A 12,475-nucleotide genomic window follows, 5' to 3' on the forward strand; every position below is an offset into this window, starting at 1 on the left:
ACTCCAAAACCCCTTCGGGCCAAAAGTGTTACCCATGTCTCCGGTATAAACCGTAACCTATGTGTCCGGAACGGACCAGGGGGAAATGGTGCCCAGAGGCGGATTCGAACCACCGACACGCGGATTTTCAGTCCGCTGCTCTACCAACTGAGCTATCTGGGCCTGTTCCGGCTAACGAAAACTCGCGCTCCGGATTTCATGGAAGCGCCGTGGGCGTCCCTTGAAAGCGCGTGGGTTATAGCATGGGAATCCGGCCTGTCCAGCGCCCAGATGTGGATTTCCGGCAGGAAAAGAAGTGCCGCCCGATGCGCTGGTTTCCGCGCCACGCCGCCGCTATCTGGCGCCCGCCAATCCCTTGCGAAAATCCGTAGGTGTCATGCCGGCGAGCTTCCGGAACGACTTGTTGAAGGCGCTGAGCGAACCGAAGCCCGAATCCATCGCGACCCTGAGCACATTGGCGTCCTGGTGCATGAGCAGCGCCTGCGCATAGCTCAGCCGCAACAGGTTGACATACTCGTTGAGTGTCATGCCGGTCGATTTCTTGAAGATGCTCATGGCGTATTTGGGATGGAGGTCGGCGGCCGCCGCTATGTTCATGCAATCGATGTCGTAGAGGAAGTTCTCGGCGATGAAATCGCACATGCGCCCGACATTGCGCGACGACTGCTGGTCGAACGGACTGCCCGCTTCCTGTCCGGCCGCATTTTCCGGCACCAGCCTGTAGGGCTCGAACCGTACCCGCTCCAGCCGCAGCAACAGTTCGTTGACGGCGTGCTCCGCCCTGGCCGGGTCGCCGGAGCGGGCGTAGCGGTTCCAGCGGTCGAAATTATCGTTGTCGGACTGATCGGTGGCGCTGGTCACCAGCGTGGCACCCGTCATCAGCCGGTGACGTATGTCAGCCGGCAGATGCAGCCGGAAGAAATGCACCAGCGGCAGATGCGCGCCGGCATAGATGGCGTCGTCGCTCAAATCGTCCATCTGGTGCGGCAGTCCGCCCCAGAACAGGCACATCTCACCGGCCGAAAGCGAGATTTCGTGGTCGTTCATGCGGTAATGCACGCTGCCGCGCACGATGAAGTTTACCTCGACCTGCGCATGCCAATGCGGCTTGAGCATCACCAGGGGTGCGGTGTGGAACATCTGCAACAGCAGCGGCATTCCTTCCACGCTGCTGGCGCCAGGCTGGTAAAACGGCCGGTCCGGCATCTTACTTTCCGCCAATTTCGTATTCCCTTTGTCGGGGACAAGCCTTCCGCGCCGCATAGTCTAGCCCGGCTCGCAGAGAGAGCAAATGAAATGGGAGGATTTCAATGCGCATCACACTGTCCTGCGCCGCGCTCGCGCTTGCCTTGGGCTCAGCCCCGGCCTTCGCGCAATCGGGCGAAATCACCATCTGGAGCTGGAACATCGCCGCCTCGTCGCTGAAGGCGACGATTGCCGGGTTCAACAAGCTGCATCCTGACATCAAGGTCACCGTCCAGGATCTCGGCAACCAGCCGACCTATGACAAATCGATCGCCGGATGCGCCGCCGGTGGCGTCGGCCTGCCTGACGTCGTCACCATCGAGAACGGCGAGGCCGAGAATTACTGGAGCCAATTTCCCGATTGCTTTGTCGACCTGCACACGCTGGGCTACAGCGCCGAGGACCAGGCGAAATTCCCCGATTTCAAGCGCACCGAGCTCGAGGTCGGCGACAAGGCCTATGCGATGCCGTGGGATTCCGGCCCGGTCGCCGCCTTCTACCGCCGCGACTTCTACCAAAAGGCCGGCGTCGATCCGGCGTCGATCAAGACCTGGGACGATTTCATTGCCGCCGGCAAGAAGATCCAGGCCGCCAATCCCGGCGTCACCATGACCAACGCCGACTTCAACGGCGACACCGAATTCTTCCGCATGATCTCCAATGAACAGGGCTGCGGCTATTTCTCCGAGGATGGCCAGTCGATCACGGTGAACCAGCCGAAATGCATCGATACGCTGGCCAAGATCAAGGAGATGAAGGACGCCGGCGTCATCTCGTCGGCCGACTGGGGCACAAAGATCACCAACAACACCGCCGGCACCGTCGCCACCCAGGTCTATGGCGGCTGGTATGAAGGCACAATCCGCACCGAATCGGCCGGCGAAAACGGCAAATGGGGCGTCTACCTGATGCCGAGCCTTACCGCCGACGGGCCACGCGCCGCCAATCTCGGCGGCTCGTCGCTGGCCATCACTTCGGGGTCGAAGAACAAGGAAGCGGCTTACGAGTACCTGAAATACACGCTCGAAACCAATGAGGGCCAGATCACCATGCTGAAGGAGTTCGGCCTCGTTCCCTCGCTGGTGTCGGCGCTGAACGACCCCTACGTCTCTGAAGGCCTGCCCTATTGGGGCGGCCAGGCGGTGTGGAAGGACATCCTCGCCACTCTGCCCAAGATCGTCCCCAGCCGCGGCACGCAGTTCCAGAGCGATGCCGAAATCATCATGCGCGCGGTGCAGACCAAATATCTCGCCGGCGGCTATCCCGATGCCAAGGCGGCACTCGACGATGCCGCCGGCCAGATCGCGGCGGCGACCGGACTGCCGGTCAAGTCATAACCTCCCAGACGGGGTCCGGGCGGGCATGCGCCGCCCGGACCCGACCTCGGCCCGCGGGGCTTCCTCGCGGGACGTGTGAAATGTCGCATGTCCCGACTAACCGGTTGCCGCTGCGCGCGGGACCACAGCTTGAAACGCCGACGAGAGGAGGAGGAGCACGATGCGCAACCGCAACGCCACGGCCTATCGTTTCCTCGCGCCCTATTTGCTGATCTTCTCCGTCTTCTGGGTATGGCCGATCATCTCTTCGTTCCTGATCTCGTTCCAGGCGACGCGCACCGTGCCCTGGCGCTTTGCGCCTGGCTTCAACTGGGGCCGGCTGATCGGCGATCCGGCCTTCTTCAATGCGCTGAAGAACACACTGCTCATCCTCGTCATCCAGGTGCCGGTGATGATCGCGCTGGCCATGGTGATGGCCGTGCTTTTGAATTCGCCGCTCCTGAAGGCGAGGGGACTTTACCGCTTCGCCTTCTTCGCTCCCGTGGTGGTCGGCGAGGTCGCCTATTCCGCGGTGTTCCGGCTGATGTTCAACCTCGATTTCGGCATCATCAACAAGCTCCTGAACAGCGTTGGGCTGCCCAAGATCGACTGGTTCTCCAATGTCACGCCGGCCATGGCGCTGATCATGATCGCGGTCACCTGGCGCTGGGCCGGCTACAACGCCATCATCCTTCTGGCCGGCATGCAGTCCATCCCCGAGGACGTCTACGAGGCGGCGACGCTCGACCGGGTCAGCAAGCTCAAGCAGTTCTTCTTCATCACCTTGCCGCTGTTGAAGCCGGTCATCGTGTTCTGCACCGTGCTGTCGATCATCGGCACCATGCAGCTGTTCACCGAGCCGTTCCTGATCACCGAACGCGGCGGACCGGGCGGCGGCACCGAGACGCTCGGCCTGCTGCTCTATCGCCAGGGCTTCCGGTCGCTCAATTTCGGCTATGCCTCGGCCGTCGCCTACACCATGGCGGGGCTGGCGATCGCCATCACGCTGGTGCAACTGTGGCTGACGAGGGAACCGAAATGAGCTCGCTCGCCTCGGCCAGGCTGAAGCGCAGCCTCTTGCTGCATCTTTTCCTCACGCCACTGGCGCTGATCTGGCTGTTTCCGCTATGGATGATGGTCGTGTTCTCGACCATGCCGGACAACGGCATCTTCAGCCCCGGCATCGAGTTGCTGCCGCACGGCAATTTCGTGGACAATTTCAACAACCTGCAGCGCGACACCGACTTTGTCGGCGCGATTTTCATCTCCGTCTCGGTGGCGGTCACCTACACTTTTCTGTCGGTGCTGCTGACGTCGATGGCCGGCTGGGCGCTGGCGCGTTACCGGTTCGTCGGCAAGGGCTTGGTCGTCGCCATCATCCTGGGCACCATCACGCTTCCCTATGCGGTGGTGCTGATCCCGCAATTCATCATGGTGGCGCGCGATTTCACGCTCGCCAATACCTGGGTGGCGCTGATCGTGCCGCCGCTGTTCAATTCGCTGGGCGTGCTGTTCATGCGCCAGAGCTTTTCCATGATGCCCGATGACCTGTTCGATGCCGCCCGCGTCGAAGGCGTGAAGGAGTGGCGCATCTTCGTCTTCATCGCGCTGCCGCTGGCGCGGCCGATGCTGGCCGCCCTTTGCATCATCCTGTTCCTGGCGTCCTGGAACAATTATCTCTGGCCGCTTTTGATCAACAGCCAGCCCGGCGCGATGACCGCACCGGTGGCGCTCGGCACGCTGATCGGCCTCACCAAAGTGTCGTGGGGCGGCATCATGGCGGGCGCGGTAATGCTGACGGTGCCGATGCTGATCGTGTTCGTGCTGCTGCAACGCCATTTCATTGCCGGCATCGCCGCCGGCGCGGTCAAGTAAGGGTAGGCATGGCAACCGTCACGCTCACGAATGTCGTCAAGCGCTTCGGCGTTTTCGAGGTCGTCCATGGCGCCAACATCGACATCAGGGATGGCGAGTTCGTCGTGTTCGTCGGTCCGTCTGGCTGCGGCAAGTCCACGCTGCTCAGGATGATCGCCGGGCTGGAGGATATCAGCGATGGCGAGATCGCCATCGGCGGCAAGGTGGTCAACGATGTCGAGCCGGCCGACCGCGGCATAGCCATGGTGTTCCAGTCCTACGCGCTCTATCCGCATATGAACGTGGAGCAGAATCTCTCCTTCGGCCTGCGTATGACCGGCAATCCGAAGGCCGACACCGACCGCAGGGTGAAACGGGCGGCCGAGATCCTGCGCATCAGCGAATTGATGGAGCGCCGTCCGAAGAAACTCTCCGGCGGCCAGCGCCAGCGCGTTGCCATCGGCCGCGCCATCGTGCGCGAGCCGCAGGTGTTCCTGTTCGACGAGCCGCTGTCCAACCTCGACGCCGAACTGCGCGTCCAGATGCGGGTCGAGATCTCGCGCCTGCACAAGGAGCTCGGCACCACCATGATCTATGTCACGCACGACCAGACCGAGGCGATGACGCTCGCCGACCGGATCGTCGTGCTGCGCGGCGGCCATGTCGAGCAGATCGGCCGCCCGCTCGATCTTTATGACAATCCCGACAATCAGTTCGTGGCCGGTTTCGTCGGCTCGCCGAAGATGAATTTCATCGAGGGCCGCGTCGTCGGCTGCGATGCGCGCGGGGTCGTGGTGGAACTCGCTGGCCAGGAGAAGACCCGCATCACGCAGCCGTTGAAGGGCGCCGCGTCCGCAATCGGCAGCAAGGTCATCGTTGGCGTGCGACCCGAACATTTTGGCAGCGCCGGAGAAGGCGACGCCGATCTTGCCGTCACCATCGATGTGGTCGAGCACCTGGGCGGTACGAGCTTTCTCTACGCCAGAACGGCCAATGGGGAGGACGTGGTGATCCAGCGCGACGCGGCCAAGGTCCCCGAGACATCAGAGATCATCGTATCCATCCGCAAATCCTACCTGTTCGACGAAAAAGGGCTGCGGCTGCGCTGATCGGCTGCCCTTTCCCATCCCGCAAGGAGAATGACAATGACTGCAACCACGCCCATCCGCTGGGGCATTCTCGGCCCGGGCAGCATCGCCAAGGCCTTCGCCGGCGGCGTCGCCGGCTCCCGCAACGGAAAGCTGGTCGCCATCGGTGCGCGCGATCCGGGCAAGCCGAGTTTGGCGCAGAGCTTTCCCGGCGCGCGCATTCTCGAGGGCTACGAAGCGTTGCTCACTGACGCGGAAATCGACGCGATCTACATTTCGGTCCCGCACCCGGGCCACGCGCAATGGGCGATCCGGGCGGCGGACGCGGGAAAGCATGTGCTGTGCGAAAAGCCGCTGGCGCTGACCGCCTTCGAGGCCGACGCCATGATGCATGCGGCGCGCAAGGCCGGCACCTTTCTCGGCGAGGCCTTCATGTACCGGCTGCACCCGCAGACGCTGAAGCTGGTGGAACTGATCAAATCCGGCGTCATCGGCGAGATCAGGATGATCAAGTCGAGCTTCGGTTTTGCCATGCCTGATTTCATGCCGCAGCACCGGCTTTATGCCAACGACCTCGCCGGCGGCGGCATCCTGGACGTCGGCGGCTATCCCGTCTCGATGGCGCGGCTGATTGCCGGCGCCGCGGCCGGCAAGCCGTTCCTCGAGCCGGACAAGGTGACCGGCGTTGCCCATCTTGGCCAGTCCGGCGTCGACGAATGGGCCTCCGCGCTGCTGCATTTCCCGGGCGGCATCGTCGCCGAGGTCTCCTGCAGCATCTCCCTCAACCAGGACAATGTGCTCAGGATTTTCGGCACCAGGGGCCGCATCGAAGTGCCGGATTTCTGGTTCGCCGGCGGCGACCGCGATGTCGGCCTCGGCCGGATCGATGTGATCGGCGCGGACGGCGTGCGCGAAACCATCAGCGTGAACGAAAAGCGTCACGTGTATTCCTTCGAGGTCGACGCCGCCGGCGACGCCATCCTCTCCGGGCGGCAGGAATTCGCCTGGCCGGGCATGGCCTGGGCCGACAGCCTCGGCACACTGCGCGTGCTCGACAGATGGCGCGCGGCCGTGGGGCTGGAATACGAGATCGAAAAGGCCCCGCTGCGCACCAACACCATCTCCGGCCGGCCTTTGCGCCCCGGCGGCACGGCGATCGCCAAGCGCGGCATTCCGGGCCTGTCGAAGCCGGCCTCGGTCGTGGCGCTCGGTTTCGAGGACTTCCGCACCTTCTCCTCGGGGTCGATCCTGCTCGATGCCTTCTTCGAGGCAGGCGGCAATCTGTTCGACACCGGCTATGTCTATGGTGGCGGCTACACCGAGACGCTGCTTGGACAATGGCTGAAGAACCGTGGCGTGCGCGAGCAATCGGTGGTCATCGCCAAGGGTGCGCATTCCCCGCTCTGCTATCCCGACGTGATCGGCAAGCAGCTCGACCAGTCGCTCGACCGCCTGCAGACCGACCATGTCGATATCTATTTCATGCATCGCGACAATCCGGACGTGCCCGTCGGAGAATTCGTCGATGCGATGGACCGCGAGGTCAAGGCAGGCCGCATCCGTGGCCCGTTCGGCGGCTCGAACTGGACGATGCAGCGCATGGACGAGGCGATCGCCTATGCCGAGCGCACCGGCAAGCAAAAGCCCGGCGCGCTCTCCAACAACTTCTCGCTGGCTGAAATGCTGGAGCCGATCTGGGCCGGTTGCGTGACCTCCTCCACCGATGACTGGAAGGCCTGGCTGACCGCCCGGCAGATGCCGAATTTCGCCTGGTCGAGCCAAGGGCGCGGCTTCTTCACCGAACGCGCCGGGCGCGACCGGCGCGACAATGAAGAACTGGTGCGGGTCTGGTACTCGGAGCGCAATTTCGGCCGCCGCGACCGGGCGATCGAACTTGCCGCGCGGCTGGGCAAGAGCCCGATCCATATTGCGCTCGCCTATGTGCTCAACCAGCCTTTCCCATCGGTGCCGTTGATCGGCCCGCGCACGCTGGGCGAACTGGACGACAGCTTGCGCGCCCTCGACATCGCGCTTTCACCTGCCGATCTCCAATGGCTGGACGGCGGCAGCCGGCAAGCGGCGTAGTGCATGTCATGCAAGGCTGCGCTGGACGGCGACGGGGTCAGGTCTCGTCGTCGGACACCCTGATGTCGCGCCTGGCCGGAACCCTCATGCTGGCATACATGCCGGTGGTGCGGAACTGGCCCGGGCTAATGCCGTAACAGCGGCGGAAGACCTTCGAGAAATAGTTCGCGTCCTCGAAGCCGCACAGGATGGCGACTTCCTTCACGGGCAGGAAGTCAGCCTTGGTCAAAAGCTTGGCGGCGCGTTGCAGCCGCTGCTGCAGTACGAACTCCGCGGGCGGGATGCCTTCGCTCTCGGCGAAGCAGCGCGAGAAGTGCGCCCGGCTGAGGCCGCTGATCTGGACGAGGTCCGCTACCGGCAGCGGCCTGTCGAGATTGGCGTTGATGTGGTCGATGACCGGCTGCATGGCGCTCTGCTTCTCCGCAAAGGCGTGCGAGCCGAAGACATCGTCGTAGAGCGCCATCGCCGCCTCATAGGCGATCGCTGAAGCCGCCCCCGGCGCAGCGGCCCCGTTGATGAGACGCAGGCTGCAATCGGCGAGATGATCGATCGTCTCCGGCTGCAGCCGGAACACCGGACCCGAGACGTCGAGGATCGATTTGTGGATGCGCAGCGCCTCCTCGCCATTCATCGAGATCCAGAAATATTCCCAGCGCTCGTCCTTGGCCAGCCAGTAGCGGTGGTTGTGCGGCACCAGCACCAGCAGCGTGTCGTTCTGCTGCAGGCGATAGTCGCGGTTCTCATAGCGAAGCCGGCCGCTTCCGTTGATCGTGTGCTGGAGCACGGTGAATGGCGTCTGGCCGCGCTTGCGCCCGTCCCAATCATAGATTTCGCCTTCGCGCACTTCGTAGCCGGTGCTCGTCGGCATGGCATGCAGGCGCTGGCGACCGCGCGGCAGCGAGATCGTGCGCATCGACTGTCCGTTGGCGATCAGATCCCGCAGCACAAAATTACCCTTGAAAGCATAATCCTTCTCTGGCCGCGCTCGCGAATAAGCGCATAATCCATCCCCGAAGAACGTGAAGAACCCGCGGTCGAGGAGCGGGCGGGAGGAGAAAAGCCGGAATTCGGCTCGATTGGCACGCGCGCCTTGGCGTGTGGCCATATCCTCCCTTGCTGCTCCTTGCCTAGCATCCGATCGGATCGAGGTGAAGGTGATGAGTTTCAAAATCGCTATTATCGGCGCCGGCAGCGTCGGCTTCACCAAGAAACTGTTCACCGACATACTGTGCGTGCCGGAATTCAAGGGTATCGAATTCGCGCTGACCGATGTCAGCGAGCACAATCTCCAGATGATCAAGGCGATCCTCGACCGGATCGTCGAGGCCAACAAATTGCCGACCAAGGTGACGGCGACGACAGACCGCCGCAAGGCGCTCGAGGGCGCTCGTTATGTCATCAGCTGTGTGCGGGTCGGTGGCCTCGAAGCCTATGCCGACGATATCAGGATCCCCTTGAAATACGGCATCGACCAATGCGTCGGCGACACGATCTGCGCCGGCGGCATCCTCTATGGCCAGCGCAACATCCCGGTGATCCTCGATTTCTGCAAGGATATACGCGAGGTCGCCGAGACCGATGCGAAATTCCTCAACTATGCCAACCCGATGGCGATGAACACCTGGGCGGCGATCGAGTACGGCAAGGTCGACACGGTCGGGCTGTGCCACGGCGTCCAGCACGGCGCCGAGCAGATCGCCGAGGTGCTGGGCGCGAAGTCGCCTCGGGAGCTCGACTATGTCTGTTCCGGCATAAACCACCAGACCTGGTTCATCGAGTTGCGCCTGAACGGTCGCGAAATCGGCAAGGACGAGCTGGTCGCCGCCTTCGAGGCGCATCCGGTCTATTCCAGGCAGGAGAAACTGCGCATAGACGTGTTGAAGCGCTTCGGCGTTTATTCGACCGAAAGCAACGGCCATTTGTCCGAGTATCTTCCCTGGTACCGCAAGCGCCCGGACGAGATCACCCGCTGGATCGACATGTCCGACTGGATCCATGGCGAGACGGGCGGCTATCTCCGTTATTCCACCGAGACCCGCAACTGGTTCGAGACGGAATATCCGCAATTCCTCGAAGCGGCGTCGAAGCCGATCGATCCGTCAAAACGCTCCAACGAGCATGCCAGCCACATCTTGGAGGCGCTGGAGACCAACCGCGTCTATCGCGGCCACTTCAACGTCAAGAATGACGGTGTCATCACCAATTTGCCGCAGGACGCCATCGTCGAATCGCCCGGCTTCGTCGACCGCTTCGGCATCAACATGGCGGCCGGCATCACCTTGCCGGAAGCATGTGCCGCGACCTGCATATCCTCGATCAATGTCCAGCGCATGTCGGTGCATGCCGCCATATCCGGCGACATCGACCTGCTCAAGCTTGCCGTGCTGCATGACCCGCTGGTTGGTGCGGTATCGACACCGGAGGAGGTCTGGCAGATGGTCGACGAAATGGTCGTCGCCCAAGCGGCCTGGCTGCCGCAATTTGCGCATGCGGTTCCGGCGGCAAAAGAGAGGTTGTCGAAATCCAGGGTCAAGACCCGCGAATGGGCGGGCGCCGCTTGGCGCAGCGTCCGCTCGATCGAGGAGTTGCGCGCCGAAAAGGCCGCGCTGAAGCAGGCCGGCTGAAAACCCAGGTGGCGGCGACGGGCCTGCGGGAGACAGGTCCGCCGCGGTCGCCGTCCGGGCAGAAGACGAGCAGCAGCAAAACAAAACGTCCGAACACGAGGGAGGAGACAATGAGGAACCTACGCAGCATTGGCATGGTCGCGGGACTGGCGCTGGGCGTTTCCGTCCCGGCGCTTAACGCTTTCGCCTCCGAGCCGACGGTCCCGCCGGTACCGGCGGCGTTTCCGGCCGAAGGCAAGATCACTTATGTGCCGCGCGACTCCATCCTGGAGTTCAAGGCGCTGCCCGACTATCACGAGCCGGACTGGGTGACCGAGAAATACGTCAAGGCCGGCAAGCTGCCGCCGGTGAAAGACAGGCTGCCGAAGGAGCCCTTGGTTTTCAAGACGGGCAACATGCCTGATGGCATCGGCGTCTACGGCGATACAATGCGCCACGTTATCGGCGGGCGGCCGGAAGGCTGGAACTACGGCGCCGGTCAGACGCAGGGATGGGGCGGCATCGATATCGGCCTGTCCGAATGCCTGACGCGCACCGCGCCGCTGTTCCAGGTCGAGGCCAAGGACACCGAACCGCTGCCCAACCTCGCCAAAAGCTGGGACTGGTCGGCGGATGGCCACAAGCTCACCATGCACCTCGTCGAGGGTGCCAAATGGTCCGACGGCGCGCCCTTCAACTCAGACGACGTCATGTTCTACTGGGACGACGAGGTCGTCGATCCCAATGTCTCGCCGCTCAATGGTGCCACCCAGGAAACGTTCGGCGTCGGCACCACGCTCAAGAAGGTCGACGACTACACCGTCGAGTGGACCTTCAAGGAAGCCTTCCCGAAACAGTATCTCTACGCGATGGCCTACGGCACTTTCTGTCCTGGCCCCGCGCACATATCGAAGCCGCAGCATCCGAAATATTCGAAGAACACCTACGACCAGTTCAAGAACGCCTTCCCGCCGGAATATATGAACATGCCGGTCATGGGCGCCTGGGTGCCGGTTGAATACCGGCCAGACGACATCATCGTCATGCGCCGCAATCCCTATTATTGGAAGGTCGATGAGAAGGGCAATCAGCTGCCCTACCTCAACGAATTACATTACAAGCTGTCCACCTGGGCCGACCGCGATGTCCAGGCGGTGGCCGGCTCGGGCGATTTCTCCAATCTGGAGCAGCCGGAGAACTTCGTCGCCTCGCTGAAGCGGGCCGCGGAGGCGAATGCGCCTGCACGCCTGGCGTTCGGTCCACGGCTGATCGGCTATAATCTGCGCCTCAATTTTTCCGCTAATGGCTGGGGCAACCCGGACGAGCGCGGTCAGGCGATTCGCGAGCTGAACCGCAATGAGGATTTCCGCAAGGCCGTTACCATGGCGCTCGACCGCAAGGCGCTGGGCAACTCCCTGGTCAAGGGGCCGTTCACCGCCATCTACCCCGGCGGCTTGTCCTCCGGCACCAGCTTCTATGACCGCAAGTCGACGGTCTACTATCCCTTCGACCTCGAGGGCGCCAAGGCCGAACTCGCCAAGGCCGGACTCAAGGATACCGATGGCGACGGTTTCGTGAACTTCCCGGCCGGCACGGCCGGCGGCAAGAATGTCGAGATCGTCATGCTGGTCAACAATGACTACGGCACCGACAAGAGCCTCGCCGAAGGCGTTGTCGCCCAGATGGAGAAGCTCGGGCTGCGGATCGTGCTCAACGGTCTCAACGGCACGCAGCGCGATGCCTCGCAATATTCCGGGCGCTTCGACTGGCTGATCCGGCGCAACGACCAGGAGTTGACCTCCATCGTGCAGAACACCGTGCAGCTCGCTCCCGTCGGCCCCAAGACCAGCTGGGATCACCGCGCACCTGAAAGCGGCGAGGTCGACCTGATGCCTTTCGAGAAGGATCTCGTCGACATCGTCAACAAATTTGTCACGTCTGAGGACAATGACCAGCGCGCCGCCCTGATGAGAGACTTCCAGAAGATTTCGACGGAGCACGTCTACAATGTCGGCCTGACGGAATATCCCGGTGCGCTGATCGTCAATAAGCGCTTCTCCAACGTTCCAAGGGGCACGCCGATCTACATGTTCAACTGGGCAGAGGATTCGATCATCCGCGAGCGGGTCTTCGTGGCGGCCGACAAGCAGGCGAAATACGAATTGTTCCCGGAAGAGCTGCCCGGCAAGCCTGGAGACAAGGGCCCGATGTAAGTTTACCTCCCCTGACTGAGACCTCCGGCCGCGCCGCTGGCGCGGCCGGACAAAGGCAACCTCCGAACGCA

Annotated in this window: 9 protein-coding genes and 1 tRNA gene; 7 read left to right on the forward strand and 3 right to left on the reverse strand. The window is 62.7% G+C overall.

What is annotated here, in order from left to right:
* Nucleotides 1-86: 86 nt before the first annotated feature.
* Both FJ428_RS18740 and FJ428_RS18745 read right to left on the reverse strand, forming a co-directional pair.
* Nucleotides 87-162: transfer RNA gene (locus tag FJ428_RS18740), tRNA-Phe, on the reverse strand.
* A 171-nt stretch (nucleotides 163-333) separates the two neighbouring features.
* Entirely contained in the window at nucleotides 334-1,206 is an 873-nt protein-coding gene (locus FJ428_RS18745) for a helix-turn-helix domain-containing protein (RefSeq protein ID WP_140501013.1), read from the reverse strand.
* A gap of 104 nt (nucleotides 1,207-1,310) precedes the next feature.
* On the opposite strand from FJ428_RS18745, the gene FJ428_RS18750 reads away from it, so the two are divergent.
* From FJ428_RS18750 to FJ428_RS18770, 5 genes are all read left to right on the forward strand, one after another.
* Complete coding sequence (locus FJ428_RS18750; protein WP_140879935.1) at nucleotides 1,311-2,582, forward strand: extracellular solute-binding protein; 1,272 nt, start codon at nucleotides 1,311-1,313, stop codon at nucleotides 2,580-2,582.
* A gap of 160 nt (nucleotides 2,583-2,742) precedes the next feature.
* Nucleotides 2,743-3,603: a sugar ABC transporter permease gene (locus FJ428_RS18755; protein ID WP_140501017.1), complete on the forward strand. Its 861-nt coding sequence runs from the start codon at nucleotides 2,743-2,745 to the stop codon at nucleotides 3,601-3,603.
* Nucleotides 3,600-4,436 carry a carbohydrate ABC transporter permease gene (locus tag FJ428_RS18760; RefSeq protein ID WP_140879936.1) on the forward strand — a complete coding sequence of 279 codons (837 nt, stop codon included), beginning with the start codon at nucleotides 3,600-3,602 and terminating at the stop codon, nucleotides 4,434-4,436. The genes FJ428_RS18755 and FJ428_RS18760 overlap by 4 nt, the downstream gene beginning before the upstream one ends.
* Before the next feature lie 8 nt (nucleotides 4,437-4,444).
* Nucleotides 4,445-5,524 (forward strand): sn-glycerol-3-phosphate ABC transporter ATP-binding protein UgpC, encoded by a 1,080-nt coding sequence (gene ugpC / locus FJ428_RS18765; protein WP_140672512.1) that lies wholly within the window; start codon nucleotides 4,445-4,447, stop codon nucleotides 5,522-5,524.
* 36 nt (nucleotides 5,525-5,560) lie between these two features.
* Nucleotides 5,561-7,588 carry an aldo/keto reductase gene (locus FJ428_RS18770; RefSeq protein WP_140672511.1) on the forward strand — a complete coding sequence of 676 codons (2,028 nt, stop codon included), beginning with the start codon at nucleotides 5,561-5,563 and terminating at the stop codon, nucleotides 7,586-7,588.
* A 37-nt stretch (nucleotides 7,589-7,625) separates the two neighbouring features.
* Here the strand turns inward: FJ428_RS18770 and FJ428_RS18775 are convergent, their stop codons facing one another.
* Nucleotides 7,626-8,501, reverse strand: a complete 876-nt coding sequence (locus FJ428_RS18775; RefSeq protein ID WP_140501110.1) for an AraC family transcriptional regulator — start codon at nucleotides 8,499-8,501, stop codon at nucleotides 7,626-7,628.
* A gap of 244 nt (nucleotides 8,502-8,745) precedes the next feature.
* Here FJ428_RS18775 and FJ428_RS18780 point away from each other — a divergent pair, with 244 nt between their 5' ends.
* Nucleotides 8,746-10,212 carry an alpha-glucosidase/alpha-galactosidase gene (locus FJ428_RS18780; RefSeq protein ID WP_140666536.1) on the forward strand — a complete coding sequence of 489 codons (1,467 nt, stop codon included), beginning with the start codon at nucleotides 8,746-8,748 and terminating at the stop codon, nucleotides 10,210-10,212.
* A gap of 110 nt (nucleotides 10,213-10,322) precedes the next feature.
* The gene (locus tag FJ428_RS18785) at nucleotides 10,323-12,404 is read left to right on the forward strand and encodes an ABC transporter substrate-binding protein (protein ID WP_140879937.1); all 2,082 of its coding nucleotides are present in this window, start codon (nucleotides 10,323-10,325) and stop codon (nucleotides 12,402-12,404) included.
* The last annotated feature ends 71 nt before the right edge of the window (nucleotides 12,405-12,475 follow it).

Origin of the sequence: Mesorhizobium sp. B2-8-1 (assembly GCF_006440955.1) — a bacterium.
In the GTDB taxonomy this organism is placed as follows: domain Bacteria; phylum Pseudomonadota; class Alphaproteobacteria; order Rhizobiales; family Rhizobiaceae; genus Mesorhizobium.